This window comes from Paenibacillus sp. EB106-06-01-XG199 (assembly GCF_058791575.1).
In genome coordinates, this window is sequence record NZ_JBYTDQ010000013.1 from 81,254 (window position 1) to 100,140 (window position 18,887).

An 18,887-nucleotide genomic window follows, 5' to 3' on the forward strand; every position below is an offset into this window, starting at 1 on the left:
GCCTTTCTTCAGTGAGCGATCACAGATTTATCAGACATTATACTATATTATGGGAAGCTTGGAGTAATCATTTATTAGCACAAAAAGCAGCGGAGTGCCTCTTAGCACTCCGCCGCTTTTTTAACCAGTGAGTTCTGTCTTGAACTATGCTCTTTGCTTGCGTGTCATTACATCAAAGATTACAGCTGCGGCCAGCACGCCGCCACGGATCATGTACTGATAGGAAATACCAACGCCTAGCAGGTTCATGCCGCTGGAAAGTGAAGCCATAACGACCGCACCGATAATGGAACCGGTAACCTTACCTACCCCGCCGGCAGCGGATACACCGCCAACATAAGCAGCCGCAATAGCATCCAGTTCAAACAGCGTTCCTGCTGTGGTAGTCGCCGACTGCAGGCGGGAAGTGAACAGAATCCCCGACAGTGCAGACAAGAGTCCCATGGAGCAGAATACAATGTACGTAATTTTCTTAACGCTGATCCCGCTTAGATTTGCGGCTTCCGGGTTGCTTCCGACTGCGTAGATATGACGCCCGATTACAGTGGAGGTCGTCAGAATGTGATAGATGACAACGACGATCATTACGATGACTACTGTCCACGAGAAGCCGTTGTAACCTGCGAGAATCCAAGTGATGTAAGCAATGATCGCGGACACGAAGACCAGCTTAACGGTAAACATGCCGTTTGACAATACTTCGAAGTTGTATTTGAGCTTATTGTTCCGTTTGGAGAATTCAAAGTAAATGAACAGGACGATAATGAGTGCGCCGATAATCAGCGACAGCAGATTCAAATTGCCAACCTTGGCGATAGCCGGGATAAAGCCATTGCCAATTGCATTGAAATGCTCATCCTTCACGATAATGGTTCCTGTCTTCTCCGTTACGCGGAGCAGCGCACCTCTGAAAATCAGCATCGCTGCCAGAGAAGCCACAAAAGAAGGAATGCCCATCTGTGCAACCAGGAAACCGTTAAAGAGACCAACAATAATCCCCATGATCAAAATAAGCGGAATGGTGAAATAGACCGGAACTCCTGCCTGCGTTAAGAAGATGGCGGCAATTGCCCCCAGGAACCCGGCTGCAAAACCGACGGATAAATCGATATGCCGGATCACAATGACCAGTGTCATTCCGACAGCCAGAACAGCAATGTAGCCAGTGGCATCAATCAAGTTGCTTATATTCCGAGAAGACATAAACAGTCCATCCGTCATGATCGAAAAAGTCAGCATAATGACGAATAAAGCAATGTACATCCCATAATCCCGGATATTAACCTTGATCAATGATTTCGCTTCGTTAAATAATTTCACGGGTCTTCCTCCTATTGCGTAGCAAGTTTCATTATTTTTTCTTGATCTGCGTCCTTGGCGGACAGCTCGCCTTTGATTTTGCCCTCGGCCATGACATACACGCGGTCACTCATTCCAAGCACTTCAGGCAGCTCCGAGGAAATCATGATGATGCTCATACCCTCGCTGATCAGCTTGTTCATAATCGTATAAATTTCGAATTTCGCTCCGACGTCAATACCGCGTGTAGGTTCGTCCAGAATGAGCAGGGTCGGTCCTACAAACAGCCATTTGCCAAGGGAAACTTTCTGCTGATTGCCGCCGCTTAAATTACCGACCAGCTGTTCAACAGACGGGGCTTTGATATTCATTGATTTTTTATATTCGTTCGAAATCTTCACCTCTTCATTGGTATTGATCATCCCCTGCGAAGAAATGGCCTCAAGATTGGAGACTGAAATATTTTGCTTGATATCCTGAATCAAAAATAAGCCGTCGCCTTTCCGGTCTTCCGTCACATAGGCGATTCCCGCATTGATTGCGTCTTTGGTGTTCTTAAATATTTTTTTGGCGCCGTTCATATATAAGTCGCCATGTATTTTATAGGATTTCGGATTGCCGAAGATGCTTTGTGCCAATTCCGTCCGGCCTGAGCCCATCAGCCCGGCGATACCGACGATCTCGCCCTTTTTCACGTGGATGTTCACATCCTTGACCACATCCCGGCCCAGCTTGGGGTCAAATGCCGTCCAGTTCTTGACCTCCAGCACATCATTTCCGAAATGCTCAGTATTCCGTTTAGGATAGATATCATCGATGTCACGGCCGACCATGTTCTTGATAATTACACTTTCCGATATTTCATTCTTGGCAGCATCAAGCGTGCATATCGTCCGTCCATCGCGTAGCACGGTGACATGATCGGCTATAGCAATAACTTCCTTCAATTTATGGGAGATCATGATGCTGGTAATTCCTTGTTTCTTCAGTTCTCTCAACAGTTCCAGCAAGTTCTCACTGTCATCTTCATTAAGTGCGGCTGTTGGTTCATCGAGAATAAGCAGCTTCACATCCTTACTGAGCGCCTTGGCGATTTCGACCAGCTGCTGCTTGCCGACACCCAAATCCTTAATCAGTACTTCAGGATTGACGTTAAGATTCACTTTCTTCAGCATTTCCTTCGCTTTGACAATCGTCTGATTCCAATCAACGATTGCGCCTTTCTTCACTTCGTTCCCGGCAAAAATATTCTCATATACGGTCAGATCCGGAAACAGGGCTAACTCCTGATAAATAATTGCGATCCCGGTTCTGACGCTGTCGCTAATTCTGCCAAAGCTCTGCACGTTGCCTTCATAGACAATATCCCCTGAATATGTTCCATGCGGATACACCCCGCTAAGCACCTTCATGAGTGTGGACTTGCCGGCACCGTTCTCGCCGACCAGACAGTGAATCTCGCCTTTGCTAACTTTGAAATTGACATTCGAGAGTGCCTTTAAGCCGGTGAATTCCTTGGAAATATTATTCATTTCTAAAATATATGGATTCATAATTAGCTTGTGCTCCTTCACAAAACAAGTCTTAGAATAGAGGAATAGTGATAGATGTATCTATCACTATTCCGTCTAAACTATGTTCAGGTGCGTTTACAGTCCCGTGAACTCGCTTGCTTCGTAATATTTTGAATCAATGAGTGCTGCTTTGACATTGTCCTTGTCAACGACTTGAACATCGGTTTGCTTCGCTTGTACTTCAATCTTGCCGTTATCGTAGGAGCCGGTTGTTTCAGGCGTTTTGCCGTCGAGAATGGAAACCCCCATGTTGATTGCATCTTTAACGAGGTTGCGCACATCCTTGAACACAGTCATTGATTGTTTGCCGTCAATGACGTATTGGATAGAAGCCTTCTCAGCATCCTGGCCGGAAATGATGAAGCTGGTCACTGCGGAATCCGAAGCGAATACGTCAGCAATGGAACGGGCTGTGCCGTCATTTGGAGCAAGGATGGCCACATCACCCTTTTGATCAGCGCTTGCAGCGGTCAAGTGAGTTTGCGCTTTGTTCTTGGCTTCGTTGGCATCCCAGTTTGTTGTCACCTGGCTGATGATTTTGCTGCGTTCCTCACGGGTCAGCTCTGCTTTATCCTTCAGAGCAACAGCTTCACTGGAGTTGGCGATGGTGAATGTGCCGTCAGCAATCTTCGGCTGAAGCACAGACCAAGCGCCTTCAAAGAACAAAAATGCGTTGTTATCCGAAGCTGCACCCGCGTACAAATACAATGGCTGGCCTTTGCCTTTGGCATGATCCACCAGGTATTGGGCTTGTGCTTTACCTACTGCGATACTGTCAAAAGTTACATAGTAGTTAACGGCATCCGTGTTGTTAATCAGGCGGTCATAGGCAATAACCTTGATGCCTGCTTTTTGAGCGGCCTCAGCTGCTGCAGCGGCGGCATCACCGTCTTGCGGACAAATGATCAGGACTTTAATGTCTTTTGCAATCAAGGCTTCTACGTTTTCTTTTTCTTTAGCAGAAGAACCTTGGCTGAACAAAATCTCTGAAGTATATTTTGTGTCTTTTAATGCATCCTTAAATCTTTGCTCATCCTGCACCCATCTTGGCTCATCTTTAGTCGGCAGCACGATGCCTACATCCACCTTACCGCCTGCACCGTTACCGCAAGCGGATACCAGCACTGCAAGCATCATGGCTACAAGCAATAGTGGTATCGCTCTCAAAGACTTTTTCATTCTAAAAAACCCCTCCCTGTATTTGGCTGGTGCTGTTGTTTACAACATGATGTTATCATTGGTGGTATCCTCCCGGAATAGAAAATTCTCCTTTGTTTCTTGAATATCCTCACATCACGGTCCAGCACATTATTTTCATCATAAAATACTGCACATGGCTATTTATTATAGGAAAGGTTTGATACAATTCTATTGACTTGTTAATGGCATAACATTAGCTTTCTCACATAATAGATTGACCTGAAAGGAAACGAAGAGATGATTATTCCAATCCCTGAAGTGAATTTTGACACTTCCCCTTACTATAATCCCGTGCTTAAAAATGTGGTCATTCTGGCTACCGGCGGCACCATTGCCGGAAGTGGGGAAGCCCACAAAACATTGAATTACGAACCCGGCGCCCTGCCGATACAAGACCTGCTGGACAGTGTCCCCCATCTGGAGCGGATCGCAAATTGCGCCGGAGTACAGGTCAGCAACCTTTGCAGTGCCGACATTACCAGCGACCATTGGCTGACGTTGGCTACATTGATCAACACCCTTGCCCTCCGCGAGGATATTCACGGATTCGTCATTACCCACGGAACCGATACCCTTGATGAAACCTCTTATTTCCTGAACCTGGTCATCAAAACCGACAAGCCGGTGATTATTACCGGATCAATGCGGCCTGCAACTGCGATCAGCGCAGATGGCCCTCTGAACCTGTTCCAGTCGGTGGCGTTGGCAGCGAATCCGGACGCTTCCGGTCAAGGGGTTATGGTTGTTTTTGCAGAGGGGATCTACAGCGGCAGAGATGTGCAGAAGGTGAATACCTTTAAAGCCAACGCCTTTGACGAGCGGGATTTCGGCTGCCTGGGCTACATGCGCGACAGTCAGGCTTTCTTCTATACAAGATCCCTTAAAAGACATACCACTGCAGCACAGTTCGACGTATCGGCTCTGAGTGGATTGCCTGAAGTGTCAGTCGCTTATTTCCACGTCGATGCCGATCCGGGCATACTCGATTACCTGGCTACGATCTCCAAAGGAATTGTAATTGCGGGAGCGGGCGGAGGAATATACAGCAAACCGTGGATTGATAAAGTCGGGAAACTTAAGAACAACAACATTCCAGTCGTCCGCTGCTCGCGGATCTCCAGTGGAATTACGCTGAAGGACTCTTACATTGACCTTTCCGCCAATTCGATTCCCTGCAACAGCCTAGTGCCGCAGAAAGCGAGAATTCTGCTGTCGCTGGCACTGACGCAAACTGTACAGTACGATGAAATTGCCACAATGTTCAATGAGTACTGAGAGTTAAACAACAAACCGCCCGTGGATTGTCCACGGGCGGTTTGTTGTAGGACTTATTCTTCAATTTCAACGATAATGTTAACGATAGATGCATCGTGGTTTTTAATGCGAAGTGGAGCTGTGAAGGCAGAAATTAGCTTTTTGCCAACCAACGGCGCTGGATTAATGTCTTCATAAATGAGCATAGTCTTCTCTTTATACTTTTCATGATCTAAGAAGGCATGGTGGACAAAATAACCGTTTCTTTTGGCTTCACTCATATTTTCAATGCTCAAGGTATCAATAGCCACCGCTTTGCAGTTTGGCAGCTTCGTCCGGATGTATTCAGCGGCTTCAGTAGAGACGGCGGGGAAATTATTGGCGTATTTCCCGAAATCAGTATCCCGGTATTTCCAGTGACTCGTGTTGAAAATCAGAAGATCCGCTTCATTCAATTCTTCATATTCCTTTAGTTTTTCGACGGTGATAAAGCCGTTCGGGCCAAGCGGGCAATCAATTAGTAGCGGCTTCCGGTAGATGAAGTCTTCTATCGGAATAGCATCTATTCCCTTACCGTTATTCATGTGATGCCACGGGGCATCGACATGGGTACCGGCATGAAGATAAATACTTAACACACTTCCGTTCCAGTCATCCCCTTTGTCTAAGCGCTCTCTAGGCTCTAATTTCACTTCTGGCAATCCTGGAAAAACAGGCATTCCTTCATAAATTGGATAACCGATTTCGACGTATTTTGGCATATTAGCTGCTCCTGTAGTTTAGTTATGACTGATTGGATTTCAGAAATTGCTCCAGTACACTGTCAATCATCCCGTGGTCTTCTCCGCCAGACAGGCCGGAGACGGAAATCGTTCCGATCGGACCGACGCCCCGGATCAGCAAAGGGAGACATCCGCCTTCGGCGGCATACTCCAGCGGTTTTCGGCTTATATTTCTTTCATATCAAGCTTGGTGAGCGGGAGTCCCAGAAAAGCGGCATAACGTCCGGCAGCCTGTTCCAACTGTTCTTTAAGGACGCCGTCCAAGGATCTAAAGGGGTATACTATCAGCTCGGCACCTTTTTTCTTGAGGGTACGTTTCCATATCCCGATGACCTGTCCATCCCATACAATCGTCGGCATAAATACACCGTTGTTGCCGGGAACAATTAGCGGAGCGGTCTCCGGCTCAAGGACCGCACTGCGGTCCTTGTAGCCCAGAATATACTCATCGAAGCCCGGAAGCAGATAGACACCGGAAGATTTACCGGTCTCTGTTCCTTCAACCGGTGTATTCGGCATCCAGTACTCACCGGATTCTATAACTTCGCTTATAAGCTCGTTGCTCACCGCGTCCAGTCCTGCTCTGGCATCCGTAAGCGTCATGCCTGTCCACCAGGCAAAATCATGTACGGTTGCAGGCCCGTGGGTCGTAAAATACCGCAGGGCAAGCTCAGCGAGTGACTCATCGAAGGACAGCTCCCTGGACCCGGTCACCCATTCATCCAGCAGGACAAAGGTTTGCTGCTTGCCGTGCAGAGGCCCAAAACAAATTAATGCGTTATACGCGCAGTGCCACAGGATATGGTAGCCCCGTTGGCTGGCAGTGCTGATCCCCTCATCCTCCAGCAGCCGAAGCAGATCAGGGCGCGTAACACACCGCCCTCCTTTTAAGGCATGATAGATGATCCTTCTGGAGCGCTCCAAAGTCTTATCGTCCAGCTCCAATTGTTCCAGCCTGCGTTTTGCCGCCCGCAGCAGCCGTGGAGCGCATAGCTGAAGCATCCACTTCACATCTTGAGGTGGTACACAATGAATGGTCCCGCGAAGTGACCAGGTCAGAAGAATTTCCCGTTCCGTGACGGCCCGCTCCACATCGGCCAATCCCGCCGATGCTGTGCGCAAGCCGATAGCCCAGACCGCCTGCATATAGTCCTGTGCCTGCAGCGCACCTAGTGCCCTTACGACCTGTTCCGGCTGGTGGAACGCGGGACTGCTGATGTGCTGGTTCAAGAGCCGAAGGCCGGCAATCCGCTTGTTAGTCACTTCTATTCTCCTTTGCTAAAACCTTTTGAAACCCTTTCTCTCCCCTAGTATATTGAACGGGCCGGTTAATTGTCTATCCGAAATACTACGGCCCAGGCAGGAAATTGGAAGTTGTCCAGCGAAGTTAATACCAAAAAGTGACTTTAAAGCGAGGCGGTTACACTGCAGCAGTTTATGATTGGACAATATGGAGGGTTTGATTACGAGAAATACCATAAAGACTTTAGAAACGGATTCTATGGAATAGAGGCTTGTTCATTCACCACCGCAGAAGATATGCAGCATTTAATCGAAGAATCCCGCAGCAAAGGATTTCAGGTTGGCGTACATTTTCCGTTTCGGGCTGACACCACCAGGCTACGCGATCCCCTATTCCTCTCCACAGACGGGCAGGTGCGTGAGGATGCCTATCAGCATGTCCGGGAAGAGCTGGATGTTCTGACAGCCCTTCAGCCGGAATATATTCTATTTCATTATCCGAAACCTGTGATTCTGGATGAACGTGTGAATTGGACAGGATGGCGGTTTGGAGATTCCCGGGAGTTTATCTATGAATCTGAAATCACGCTGGAAGAGCTGATAATGCGCAGCGAGCAACTCTTTGAATGGCTGAATGCACAGAGCCTTCAGTATCAATTTGTCCCCGTATTGGAATTTGATACATTAAACAGATATATTTACGACCACGATTTTTTCGAGCAATTATTGATCCGGTACCCCCGGATTAAGCTCTGCCTGGATACTGCGAGGTTATTTCTGCAGGACCAGCTCGACCCGTATTTTGACGCCAGAGCCATCCTGAGAAAGTTTACCCGCTATGCAGGTCTGATCCACCTCTCCAATGTTCAGGTGAATGACAGCGTGCACAACAGCCACTATCCGGTTCTTCCGGAATTAAGCCCGCAAGACGGCTGGGCACCAATCGAGGATTATTTGCGGATTATCCGTGAGGAGAACAGTGACGTAAAAATCATGTTCGAGCACCGCTCCGACCTTATTTCAGAGGAACAATTGAAACGCTGTTATTTATGGGTTGACGGAATCCTGAACGGAGCAGCGCAGCCGGACAGCGGGAACATTTCATTCTGATGGTCAACTCTCCATGCGCAATATTACCTGAATTGACATAAATTTTAAGGTTTTCATTGTATTTGTTCATTGCAGCTTGTAATAGAGACCCGAAAGAATATTTTTCTATGGACAAGGCCATGATACAATATGGAAGTATGCGCTTGGCTTAATTTAACATTTGAGGAGTGAAGCATGTGTCTGTTGATGTGTATTTGAATTTCAATGGGAACTGCCGTGAAGCTGTAGAATATTATGCTGCGGTGTTTGGTACAGAGGCTCCACAGATCATGACCTTTGGAGATTCGCCGCCAAACCCCGAGTATCCGCTTCCTGAAGAAGCCAAATCCTTGGTCATGCACTCCAGATTAAACATTGACGGCAGCAATGTAATGTTCTCTGATGTGTTTCCGGGCATGCCTTTTACGGTGGGGAACAATATCAGCCTTGCTCTGGTATCCCCCGATGAAGAGCAGCTCAAATCCTGGTTCCATCAGTTGAAAGAAGGCGGAACGGTAGTCATGGAGCTGCAGGAGACCTTCTGGAGCAAATGTTACGGCAGCCTGAAAGATAAATTCGGCATTGAATGGCAGATCAGCCACGAGAATGGCGAAGCAGGTAAGTAAGAATAATGCATCTTGATATATAAAACAGAGAATATAGAATCCCGCTCGTTTTCCGCAGGGTTCTCTATTCTTTTTTTGTGGGCAAGAAATCTCATTTCTTGAAATAAAAAACAAGCTGAGACGGTTGTTACAGGTTCGAGAGAAGTTAAAAATCTTTTTATTAATGCGTTTACATACTAAACTATGGTTTAATTAAACTACCGCTACGCATTTATTCCACTGTAAAGGAGTCGAACCTATGGAAATATCCTCTTTTTTGCTGCCCAAAGATCAGGTCGCATTTATTGCTTCCTCCATATCCATGCTGGAAGCTATGGAGCAGCTGGAACAGCATTATTATTCTGCGATACCCATCATTGACGATGAAGGCAAATATGTTGGAACCTTATCAGAGGGCGACTTGCTATGGAAGCTGAAGAACACAGCGGACCTCGGCTTTGAGAATATGCGCGAGGTTACCGTAAGCGAGATCCAGAGACATGTGCATAATGAAAGCGTGGAAATTCACGCCCAGATGGAGGATATGCTTACACTCGCCGCAGACCAGAACTTTGTGCCTGTCGTCGATGGCGCCGGAGTCTTCCTCGGTATTATCCGCCGCAAGGATATCATTGAATATTACACCCGGAATATAACTGATTAATTCGCGAATACAACCAAGGCCTCCCCCGCAGAAAGCGGTGGGAGGCCTTGGTTGTATTTTTACTTATAATATCTCAAACACATTGGTAAGTCTTGTTAGTTCAAAGATCTTCAACACATTTGAATTCAAGGATTGCAGTCTGATCGTGCCGCCATTCTCCACGCATTTCTTATAAGAGCTGACAATCACCCCAAGCCCGGTGCTGTCGATGAACCGGCAGCCGCCGAAGTCAAGCAGAAAGCTTGAATACCCAGTGCTGATATAACTGCGGATATCTTCTCTAAACTTGCTTGCTTCTTCTACGGAAAACATCTCCGGCATTACAATAATAATCTCGCTCATGTCATTTCCCCCTAATTATAAATTTCTCAACGAGGAATTCCAGCTCATTGGCCATGGCGCTGACCTCCTGGGCGGAAGAGACGAAATTGTTGACTGTCGCCGCTTGTTCCTCGGTTGCACTGGATACACTTTCGCTGTTCATTGCCGCCAATTCAGAGATCGTGCCCATTGAGTCAATGAGCTTGATGATCTGATCGGAGGTGGCAACCTCGTCTTTGGTAATCTCCAGGATTTCCCGCACACTATCGTTAATCATCTCCACCGATTCAATGATATGGATAAATGCATGATCCGTTTCATTAACGATTCTCACTCCGCCCTCCACGGCTTCCGAGGCGCCCCGCATCGAGTTCACAGCTTGCGCAATCCGGGAGACCATATCATGTACCAGCGATGAGATTTCGTTTGCCTGCCTGTGCGTTTCATCCGACAGCTTCCGCACCTCTCCGGCCACCACGTTGAAGCCGCGCCCGTGTTCTCCCGCTTTTGCAGCTTCGATGGCGGCATTCAGCGCCAATAAATTGGTCTGCTTGGCGATGGCATTAATGGTTCCGATAATAGTGGAAACTTTGCCGGACAGCTCGCTCACAGTCTGCAGCTGCTCTTCTGTCTCCTTGGTACTGCTGTTGATCGTATCCATCGCCTCAACCGTATTAATGACCTTGATTCTGCCATCCTGTGCAGCCCGGTTGGTGCTGTCCGCATTCAGGGAGGTCGCTGCCGCCTTGCTCTGAGCCAGCTGCACCAGACTGGAAAGCTGCACCAGAACCTGCGAGGCATTCACTACGGAATGGTTGTTATTCTCCGCACCGGCGGCAATTTCCTGAGTGCTGGAGCTGATTTCTTCAATCGACGCGCTGATTTCCTCAGAAGAAGCCGCCATTTCTTCCGACATGGAGGTTAGAACCTCCGAACCCGCCCTTACTTTCTCTATAATGGCTTCCTGCTTGTCAATCATTGCATTAAAGGAATCGCTTAGCGACTGCAGCTCATCCCCTGATGTAATGGCCGTATGTACTGTTAAATCACCGTCACCAGCCTGAGCCATGGCCTTCTCCAGCTTCTTGATAGGACTGATGATATTCCGGGTGGTGAAGAAATACCCTGCAAGAAGAGCTACCAGAATGAAGGCAATAACAACGATCAGTGTCGTATTTCGGATTTCTGTTGCAGACGCCATGTATTCCCTGTAATTCGCAGTGGTCGCCACAACCCAGTTTCCTACAGGCTGAAAGGACACATATTTATAGACGCCTTCATAGGTATAAAAGCCATGGGAGGCTTTGCCGCTTTTCATAATCTGTACAAGCGCATTTAATTCCTTATTGCTGTTGCTGTCCAGATTTTCTGTGAGAATCTTGCCTTTATCAGGATGATAAACCACAAGGCCTGTACGGTCGATCATATACCCGTATCCGCTCTCGCCAATTTTCACTTCGGCTACGGGCGCGGAAATGCTGTCAAAGACGATTGTCCCGATCAATACACCCTTAATAACATTATTCTGACGCAGCGGATGGGCAATCGCGACGATATGCTGATTGGTTTCCCTGGAGGTGAGGACACCGCTTATCGCCTCTTTCCCCTCAAGCGCCTGCTGAAAATACTCCCGGTCCTGCACATCCAGCTCCGGAGCTTCTGAACTGCTGGTAAGCAGCGCCTTGCCGTTCACATCAGCAACGATCAGCGATTCAAGCAGCTTGGCGTTGTCTTGCTGGATACCGGAAAGATAACTGAAAGACGCCTTTCTTTCTCCCTCCGAGGCTGGACTTGCAGCGAAATCGGCCAATGTGCTGTTTTGGCTGGCGATTTCGAGATAATTGCCTACCGCTTCAAGCTCGCTCTCAACAGACTTGGCGGCTGAACTTGTTGTTGTTCTTAATTCCTCTTCAATTGTCGTTTGCAGTGCATTTGCCGCCAGTTTGTAAGAGATGATACCGGAAACAAACAACGGCACGCTAATGATGAGGAACAAAAAAATGCTGATTCTAACCTTTAAACTTAACTTCACCGAATTCTCCCCTTTTCTATTCTCAGAAAACAGTCCTCAGAAGAAAGCCTGTCAATTAGGACATACATTCTTGCTGATGTACATCGTATTTCGGATCATCTCCACACTATCCGAGAAGCAGCGGATTAAGTACAGCCCTCTTCCTCCGTCATCCAGCAGCTCGTCACTACTGATATCCTGCGGAATAACGAGATCCCGGCCGCCTTCTCCGGAGTCTTCGACCTGAAGCTTAAGCAGCTCATCTCTAAGCAAATACCGGATATAGATCGGCTTCGTGCAATCGCTGAGATTTCCGTGATAATACGCATTCGTAATAGCCTCAACCAGAATCAGACGGATATCAAAAGCATAGGCTTCCAAATCAAGCTCTTCGATAATTCCGTCAATAATTCCCTGTGTATGCTCCAGTCCGTGAAGCAGCACTTCCTTATGTACAGCGTTCATAATTCACCCCTTGTCTCACTGGATATTCAGGCTCAGCCAGGTGCAGTCGTCCTGCAGACAAACGCCCGCAACCTTATCGTGCAAATATTCGTAATCACGGCCTAACTCCGCTTCTTCAAACAAAAGCTCCATACCGTCACTATAGAAGCAGAAACGGTCACCCGATCCAAATGCAACAGCCTGCTGCTCAAATTCACTGTCGCTAAACATGCCCAGCGGAGCTCCTTTGACTGTTATTTGCTGGCCGGGCTGCGCTTTCGGCACATAGATGAATTCATTGATCCCGGCCCCTGCTGCCTTAAGCACTCTGGCGGCGAAATCGAGATGAAAGCAGCAGCCGGCAATATAATCCTCTCCCAGATATTGTCCCGCTTTCAGATTCAAATCCTTCAGAACCTGAACCGGCTCTATTGAAGTGAGCAGACTGTCCAGGAACAGTACACGCAGCGCGGAGATGCTTAATGCGGCCGAAATGCCTTTGCCGGTGACGTCACCGATGATTCCGATGACCTGTTCATCATCAATTTTGTGAAAGATGAAGAAGTCGCCGCTGAGTGTTGTAGCAGGAACGTAGATCTTGTCCAGCACTGCCCTATTCTCCAGAGGAAAAGCAACAGCATGGCGGTGCTCTTGAAGCTTGACCGCCCGTTCAAGTTCCTTCTTGTTCTCCGTAATATCCCTTAATACCAATTGCAGAGCTACTTCTTCTTCATATACAATCGGTACGCCCGAGATCTCCAGATCAAAAATATGTTTGTCATGCCGGATAAAACGCTGCTCGATCCGAAACCGGTCCTTCATGGAACCTTTGGTTTTTAGTTTTTTATACTCCGTGCTGCTAAGCGGCTCCTCGTAAAAAAAATCATCGATGCCCCTACCAATCAGTTCCTTCTTTTTCCTGCCGAACATCTTCTCGGTCTGCTGATTTGCAAACAGAATCGTTCCCCCGCTGTAAACCAGAATGGCTTCAGGACAGAGATCAACCAGATCCCTGTAACGTTCTTCGCTTTCCCGGAGTCTTTGTTCGGAGCGGACCCGCTCGCTGATGTCATGAATAACGGTGTAGACACATGTCTTTCCTAACATCGTCATGATCCCCGTATGAATCTCCACCACTATGATCTGGCCTCCGGCTAACTGATGTCTATCCATAAATACCTGGTTTCCCAGATATTCTCCGCCGGGCATCGCCTTATCCACAAAGTCCCGATCCCCCGCCTCACCCTCTGCATTCAAGTCCGAGATATGAAGTTTTCTGAAATCACGGAGGCGGTAGCCATAGAATTCGCAGGCTGCCCTGTTCGCATCAACGATGCTTCCGTCATCCGGATCAACCATTAAGGTTATTAAATGGTTATTCTCATAAATACAGCCATAGTGCTCCATACACTGCTCAGGGCTGGGTGCGCCATGCTGATTCTTGCAATGTTTGTCTGTTGCCATTTCTGATCCTCTATTCCCCTTTAGCCTTGAGTTACCATTATATTCATTCCCTCCCCATAAAACCGTGAATTCCGACACATTAAGACAAATAACCAAAAAAAATAAACCCGGTCAGCGCCATGACATACATGAGCGGCTGACCGGATTTACCGGCAGTATTTCCAACCAAACTACGATTCAAATACTTAAGATTACAGCTCCGTCAAAATAATTGTTCCCTGCGGAGTTATCGCCAGGGTGTGCTCATATTGCGCCGACAAGCCGCCGTCAATCGTCCGGGCTGTCCACCCGTCCGCATCTACCTTTGTCCGGTAGCTTCCGGTATTTAGCATCGGCTCAATGGTGAACACCATGCCTTCCTTAAGACGCGGCCCTTTGCCTGCAGGTCCGTAGTGAGGCACCTCCGGGGCTTCATGCATTTCAGAGCCGATGCCGTGCCCGATAAAATCACGGACGACTGAGAAACCGTTCGACTCGGCATATACCTGAATGGCATGGGCGACATCGCCAATCCGGTTGCCTGCAACTGCCTGCTCTATGCCCTTGAACAGTGACTCCTTGGTCGTTTCCAGCAGCTTCGCTGCCTGATCGCTGATGTTGCCTATCCCGTAGGACCAGGCAGAGTCGGCCAACCAGCCGTTAAGGTTCACGACCATATCAATCGTTACAATGTCACCGTCTTTAAGCGGCTCATGTTTGGGAAAGCCATGGCAGATTACATCGTTCACGGATGCGCAGGTTGCGTAAGGATATCCATGATACCCTTTTTGCTCAGGTGTTGCCCCTTGGGAAAGAATGAACTTCTCGGCAAACTGGTCAATTTCCCAGGTCGTAATTCCGGGTTTCAGCATTCCGGCAATTTGCCGGTGGCATTCAGCAAGAATCTTGCCTGCTGCACGCATTTTTTCGATCTCTTCCATCGATTTCATGATGATCATCACATTCGCCTCTTCTGTACAGAACGCATTACTCACTATAATGGCTCTTGGATATGTTATGGGTACTCTTTATATTATGTAAGAAAACCGCCGAAAATCCAAATTCATTCTTCGATTATGAGATTAACCGCGAATCGCGGGTAGAAATTCTCTAGTACAATCCTCATTTCCCCCACAAAACAAAAGGAACCCATCCTCCGTATTGCATTGGAGAACAGGTTCCTTTGTTAATCAGTCATGGAAATTAAGCCCCGAGGTGACGGCCTTCACATAGCCGCTGCGGATGACAAAATCTCCGAAGTGTTCGCCCGCCGCGCGTTCTTTGGCAAAGCGATGAAGAATAGGCTCCAGCGTTTCAAGAATTTCATTCTCGTCGATATTTTCCTTGTACAGTTTGTTCAGCCTGTCTCCGGTAAAGCCTGCACCCAGATACATATTATATCTGCCCGGAGCTTTGCCGATAAAGGCGATTTCCCCCAGTGCCGGTCTGGCACAGCCATTCGGGCAGCCGGTCATGCGGATGACAATCTCTTCGTTGCGGAGGCCCGCTTCATCAATGATCAGCTCCAGCTTATCGAGCAGGAGGGGAAGATACCGTTCCGCTTCGGCCATGGCAAGACCACAGGTTGGCAAAGCTACACAGGACATAGCGCTGCGCCGCAGAGCGGTATGCTGCGCTCCGTCGGTCAAACCGTATTGCCAGGCAAGTTCGTCCACCTTACGTTTCTTTGCACTGCTTACATTGCCAATAATCAGATTCTGATTCGGCGTCAGACGGAAATCCCCGGTGTGTATCTTAGCGATCTCCCGCAGTCCGGTCATCAGCGGATACCCTTCCTGGTCCTGAATCCGCCCGCTTTGGATATACAACGTCAAATTCCATTTACCGTTGATGCCCTTCACCCAGCCGTAACGGTCGCCGTTATGGTCGAAATGGAACGCACGGGCAGCCTCCAGCTGCCAGCCCAGCCGGTGATGCAGCTCGCCCGTAAACCAATCCAGACCATGGCGGTCGATGGTATATTTGAAACGGGCATTCTTGCGGACGGAGCGGTTGCCATAGTCACGCTGAATCGTGACCGTCTTCTCCGCCACTTCAATCATCTGCTCCGGCCGGCAGAAGCCGATCACCCGCCCAAGCTGGGGATAGGTGTTCGTATCGCCGTGCGTCATGCCCATCCCGCCGCCAACCGAAACATTAAATCCTACAAGCTTGCCTTCCTCCAATACCGCGATGAAGCCAAGATCCTGGGAGAAGACATCGACGTCATTGGAGGGCGGCACTGCCAGACCGATTTTGAATTTGCGCGGCAGATAGACCGGTCCGTAGATCGGTTCCACTTCTACGCCTGCCTTGCTGTCCACAACCTTCTCGCCGTCCAGCCAGATTTCATGGTATGCCGGAGTACGCGGGGATAGATGATCGCTGATCTTCCGGGCCCATTCGTACACTTCAGCATGTGTTTCGGACTGATACGGATTCGGGGCGCTCATCACGTTGCGGTTGACATCTCCGCAGGCAGCGAGTGTGGTCATCAGCGTATCGTTAATGGTCTTGATCGTCTTTTTCAGGTTCCATTTCAGTACACCGTGCATTTGAAACGCTTGTCGTGTCGTCAAACGGAGTGTGCCGTTGCCGTATTTATGGGCAAGCTCATCCATGACCAGCCACTGTGCTGCAGTAGCGACTCCGCCCGGAGCCACCACACGCAGCATGAACTGATAGGCCGGCTCCAGCTTGGAACGCTCACGCTCACTGCGCAAATCCCGGTCATCCTGCATGTAGCTGCCGTGAAATTTGAGCAGCCGGTTGTCATCCTCTGGCAGTCCTCCGGTTACCGGGTTGCGCAGTGTCTCCACAAGTGCGCCCCGCAGGTAGTTACTCTCGATCTTTATATGTTCAACATCACTAGGCGGGCCGCCAATCGGCTTCACCGCTGATTCATTATTCGCCATAGCTGAACCTCTCCTCCCTTAATACACATCGCGCTGATAACGCTGTTCCTGCTGCATGTGCTCCAGGTAAGCTGCTGCCTCTTCCGGGCTTAAGCCGCTCTCCCGCTGGATCACAGTGACCAGTGCGGAATGAACATCATGGGCCATATGCTTCTCGTCACCGCATACATACACATGCGCACCTTCCTGCAGCCAGGCATACAGCTCACGGCTCTGTTCCAAAATGCGGTGCTGTACATATACTTTCTCTTCCGTATCCCGGGAGAACGCAACATCCAGCTTGTTCAGCACACCGTCCTTAAGCATTCTCTGCCAATCCGTCTGATAGAGGAAATCGGTCACGAAATGCCTGTCGCCGTAGAACAGCCAAGTTCTGCCGCTTGCGCCCTGCTCTTCCCGCTCTTCCAGGAAGGATCGGAACGGGGCTACCCCCGTACCCGGCCCGATCATAATCACGGGAACCTCGGAGTTGGCCGGAAGTTTGAAATTCGGGTTGTTCTGAATATAGATCGGGAGGGTATCGCCCGGCTGTACCCGTTCAGCGCAATGGACCGAGCAGACGCCGTAACGGTCACGGCCATGTGACTCGTACCGCACCGCGCGAACCGTGAAATGAACCTCATCGGGGTTCGCGTTATAACTGCTAGCGATCGAATACAGTCTTGCGGGCAGCTTGCGCAGAATGGTTACAAAGCTGCGCGCAGGCACTTCCCATGGTGCGAAATCCTGAACCAGATCCAGCAGATCACGTCCCTGGATATATGACTTCAGCTCCTGCTGATGATCCGGAGCAAGCAGCGCATGAAGCCCTGCCGATGCGCTCAATTGTGCCGCCTGTTCCAGCAGCGGCTTCGTCAGGACTGTAATTTCATAATGACGCAGCAGCGCTTCACGCAGAGTGCCTTCCTCCCCCTTCTTATTAAGGGGAACAGATTCATCGCTATTCCAGCCCATAGCGGCAATAATATCCGCCACCAGCTGAGGATGATTCTCCGGGTACACTCCCAGCGAGTCACCCGGCTCGAAGCTCAGATTGGAGCCGGCAAGCGACAGCTCCAGATGGCGGGTCTCGCGGTCAGAGCCGCGTCCGTTCAGATTAAGATTTTCCAGCACTTCAGCATGGAAAGGATGGTTGCGTGAGTAGACTGAATCCGGCGACTCCGCATGTTCAGCTGCCTGTACCGCTTCCTCAGCAATTGCCATTGCATTCTGCGGACCGCTAAGTGAGCTGATAACCTGCTGGAACCATTCAGCTACCGGTTCATCGTAATCGAGATCACAGTCGACGCGCGGGCTCAGACGCCGTCCGCCCAGCTCTGCGAGACGCTGATCGAAATCCTTGCCGGTCTGGCAAAAGAACTCATAGGAGGTGTCGCCGAGCGCCAGTACGGAATAACGCAGATGATCCAGTTGGGGCGCTCTCTTGCTATAGATAAATTCATGGAAGGCCCGGGCATTATCCGGCGGTTCGCCTTCGCCGTGCGTGCTGACCAGCAGCAGCAGATTCTCAACCTTCTTCAGACCATTCGGCTTGAAGCCGTTCATTGCCGACACAGTAACCTGGAAGCCCTGCTCCTCCAGCTTGCGGGACAGGCTGGACGCCAGACGCTGGCAGTTGCCGGTCTGAGAACCGAACAGCACCGTCACTTCGCGGGAGATTTGCGGCTGTGCCGCCGGGGAGACGACTGCCGCAATCCCCTCTGCTTGCAGCGGCGTACCAGTGGAAACCGCTGCCGCATTTCCCTGCAAAGACAACGCGGACAAATATCCGCCGAGCCAGATCTGCTGCGTCTCTGTCAACGTCGGCAGAAGGCGGTTCAGAAGCTCAACCTGGTTCTCGTTAAATGGACTGTTCGTAACTTGTAGTTGCACCAATATCGACCTCTCCTTAACATGAAATCTAGTTCCCTCTTAACCTCATGTGATCAGGCTATCATAATTAGATGAAACGATCAACGAACTCTCCTTATCATAAAATTTGGGTTTATTAGTAATATTGTCTATAAAACGCATAAAAGCTGCTTAAATCAGAGTAAATGACCCC

Annotated in this window: 17 protein-coding genes; 4 read left to right on the forward strand and 13 right to left on the reverse strand. The window is 49.2% G+C overall.

The window, feature by feature from the left end:
• Window positions 1–144: 144 nt before the first annotated feature.
• The 3 genes from AC3WT9_RS30720 to AC3WT9_RS30730 all read right to left on the reverse strand — a co-directional run bounded on the left by AC3WT9_RS30720 (window position 145) and on the right by AC3WT9_RS30730 (window position 4,052).
• Window positions 145–1,320, reverse strand: a complete 1,176-nt coding sequence (locus AC3WT9_RS30720) for a sugar ABC transporter permease (RefSeq protein WP_038594145.1) — start codon at window positions 1,318–1,320, stop codon at window positions 145–147.
• 11 nt (window positions 1,321–1,331) lie between these two features.
• Window positions 1,332–2,852, reverse strand: a complete 1,521-nt coding sequence (locus AC3WT9_RS30725) for an ATP-binding cassette domain-containing protein (protein WP_341379084.1) — start codon at window positions 2,850–2,852, stop codon at window positions 1,332–1,334.
• Window positions 2,853–2,948: 96 nt separating this feature from the next.
• The gene (locus tag AC3WT9_RS30730; protein ID WP_341094308.1) at window positions 2,949–4,052 is read right to left on the reverse strand and encodes a sugar ABC transporter substrate-binding protein; all 1,104 of its coding nucleotides are present in this window, start codon (window positions 4,050–4,052) and stop codon (window positions 2,949–2,951) included.
• 258 nt (window positions 4,053–4,310) lie between these two features.
• On the opposite strand from AC3WT9_RS30730, the gene AC3WT9_RS30735 reads away from it, so the two are divergent.
• Window positions 4,311–5,348 carry an asparaginase gene (locus AC3WT9_RS30735; protein ID WP_341094310.1) on the forward strand — a complete coding sequence of 346 codons (1,038 nt, stop codon included), beginning with the start codon at window positions 4,311–4,313 and terminating at the stop codon, window positions 5,346–5,348.
• A 53-nt stretch (window positions 5,349–5,401) separates the two neighbouring features.
• Here AC3WT9_RS30735 and AC3WT9_RS30740 read toward each other — a convergent pair whose 3' ends face one another.
• The 3 genes from AC3WT9_RS30740 to AC3WT9_RS30750 are packed head-to-tail and all read right to left on the reverse strand — an operon-like array spanning window position 5,402 to window position 7,372.
• Window positions 5,402–6,088: a cyclase family protein gene (locus AC3WT9_RS30740; protein WP_341094311.1), complete on the reverse strand. Its 687-nt coding sequence runs from the start codon at window positions 6,086–6,088 to the stop codon at window positions 5,402–5,404.
• 22 nt (window positions 6,089–6,110) lie between these two features.
• The gene (locus tag AC3WT9_RS30745) at window positions 6,111–6,278 is read right to left on the reverse strand and encodes a heme-binding protein (protein WP_341097719.1); all 168 of its coding nucleotides are present in this window, start codon (window positions 6,276–6,278) and stop codon (window positions 6,111–6,113) included.
• Window positions 6,275–7,372 carry a winged helix DNA-binding domain-containing protein gene (locus tag AC3WT9_RS30750; RefSeq protein WP_341379086.1) on the reverse strand — a complete coding sequence of 366 codons (1,098 nt, stop codon included), beginning with the start codon at window positions 7,370–7,372 and terminating at the stop codon, window positions 6,275–6,277. The genes AC3WT9_RS30745 and AC3WT9_RS30750 overlap by 4 nt, the downstream gene beginning before the upstream one ends.
• A gap of 174 nt (window positions 7,373–7,546) precedes the next feature.
• Between AC3WT9_RS30750 and AC3WT9_RS30755 the strand changes: the two genes are divergently transcribed.
• From AC3WT9_RS30755 to AC3WT9_RS30765, 3 genes are all read left to right on the forward strand, one after another.
• The gene (locus AC3WT9_RS30755; protein WP_341094315.1) at window positions 7,547–8,461 is read left to right on the forward strand and encodes a TIM barrel protein; all 915 of its coding nucleotides are present in this window, start codon (window positions 7,547–7,549) and stop codon (window positions 8,459–8,461) included.
• A 176-nt stretch (window positions 8,462–8,637) separates the two neighbouring features.
• On the forward strand, window positions 8,638–9,066 hold the full coding sequence (locus AC3WT9_RS30760) for a VOC family protein (protein ID WP_341094317.1): 429 nt from the start codon (window positions 8,638–8,640) through the stop codon (window positions 9,064–9,066).
• 238 nt (window positions 9,067–9,304) lie between these two features.
• A complete protein-coding gene (locus AC3WT9_RS30765; protein ID WP_038594172.1) occupies window positions 9,305–9,709 on the forward strand; it encodes a CBS domain-containing protein in 405 nt (134 codons plus the stop codon).
• A 63-nt stretch (window positions 9,710–9,772) separates the two neighbouring features.
• Here the strand turns inward: AC3WT9_RS30765 and AC3WT9_RS30770 are convergent, their stop codons facing one another.
• The 7 genes from AC3WT9_RS30770 to AC3WT9_RS30800 all read right to left on the reverse strand — a co-directional run bounded on the left by AC3WT9_RS30770 (window position 9,773) and on the right by AC3WT9_RS30800 (window position 18,715).
• On the reverse strand, window positions 9,773–10,051 hold the full coding sequence (locus AC3WT9_RS30770; RefSeq protein ID WP_341094319.1) for an STAS domain-containing protein: 279 nt from the start codon (window positions 10,049–10,051) through the stop codon (window positions 9,773–9,775).
• 1 nt (window position 10,052) lies between these two features.
• Entirely contained in the window at window positions 10,053–12,062 is a 2,010-nt protein-coding gene (locus tag AC3WT9_RS30775) for a methyl-accepting chemotaxis protein (RefSeq protein ID WP_341379087.1), read from the reverse strand.
• Window positions 12,063–12,113: 51 nt separating this feature from the next.
• Window positions 12,114–12,506: an ATP-binding protein gene (locus tag AC3WT9_RS30780; protein ID WP_341379088.1), complete on the reverse strand. Its 393-nt coding sequence runs from the start codon at window positions 12,504–12,506 to the stop codon at window positions 12,114–12,116.
• 15 nt (window positions 12,507–12,521) lie between these two features.
• A complete protein-coding gene (locus tag AC3WT9_RS30785; protein ID WP_341379089.1) occupies window positions 12,522–13,949 on the reverse strand; it encodes a SpoIIE family protein phosphatase in 1,428 nt (475 codons plus the stop codon).
• Between the two features lie 191 nt (window positions 13,950–14,140).
• Window positions 14,141–14,887, reverse strand: a complete 747-nt coding sequence (gene map / locus AC3WT9_RS30790; RefSeq protein ID WP_038594183.1) for a type I methionyl aminopeptidase — start codon at window positions 14,885–14,887, stop codon at window positions 14,141–14,143.
• A gap of 231 nt (window positions 14,888–15,118) precedes the next feature.
• The gene (gene cysI, locus AC3WT9_RS30795; protein WP_341379090.1) at window positions 15,119–16,843 is read right to left on the reverse strand and encodes an assimilatory sulfite reductase (NADPH) hemoprotein subunit; all 1,725 of its coding nucleotides are present in this window, start codon (window positions 16,841–16,843) and stop codon (window positions 15,119–15,121) included.
• A gap of 18 nt (window positions 16,844–16,861) precedes the next feature.
• The gene (locus tag AC3WT9_RS30800; RefSeq protein WP_341097720.1) at window positions 16,862–18,715 is read right to left on the reverse strand and encodes an assimilatory sulfite reductase (NADPH) flavoprotein subunit; all 1,854 of its coding nucleotides are present in this window, start codon (window positions 18,713–18,715) and stop codon (window positions 16,862–16,864) included.
• Window positions 18,716–18,887 lie beyond the last annotated feature (172 nt).

Coding starts and splice junctions, on each gene's coding strand:
- AC3WT9_RS30725 (WP_341379084.1), bottom strand. CDS start 2,852: ATGAATCCATATATTTTAGAAATGAATAATATTTCCAAGGAATTCACC.
- AC3WT9_RS30730 (WP_341094308.1), bottom strand. CDS start 4,052: ATGAAAAAGTCTTTGAGAGCGATACCACTATTGCTTGTAGCCATGATG.
- AC3WT9_RS30735 (WP_341094310.1), top strand. CDS start 4,311: ATGATTATTCCAATCCCTGAAGTGAATTTTGACACTTCCCCTTACTAT.
- AC3WT9_RS30740 (WP_341094311.1), bottom strand. CDS start 6,088: ATGCCAAAATACGTCGAAATCGGTTATCCAATTTATGAAGGAATGCCT.
- AC3WT9_RS30755 (WP_341094315.1), top strand. CDS start 7,547: ATGATTGGACAATATGGAGGGTTTGATTACGAGAAATACCATAAAGAC.
- AC3WT9_RS30765 (WP_038594172.1), top strand. CDS start 9,305: ATGGAAATATCCTCTTTTTTGCTGCCCAAAGATCAGGTCGCATTTATT.
- AC3WT9_RS30770 (WP_341094319.1), bottom strand. CDS start 10,051: ATGAGCGAGATTATTATTGTAATGCCGGAGATGTTTTCCGTAGAAGAA.
- AC3WT9_RS30780 (WP_341379088.1), bottom strand. CDS start 12,506: ATGAACGCTGTACATAAGGAAGTGCTGCTTCACGGACTGGAGCATACA.
- AC3WT9_RS30785 (WP_341379089.1), bottom strand. CDS start 13,949: ATGGCAACAGACAAACATTGCAAGAATCAGCATGGCGCACCCAGCCCT.
- map (WP_038594183.1), bottom strand. CDS start 14,887: ATGATCATCATGAAATCGATGGAAGAGATCGAAAAAATGCGTGCAGCA.
- cysI (WP_341379090.1), bottom strand. CDS start 16,843: ATGGCGAATAATGAATCAGCGGTGAAGCCGATTGGCGGCCCGCCTAGT.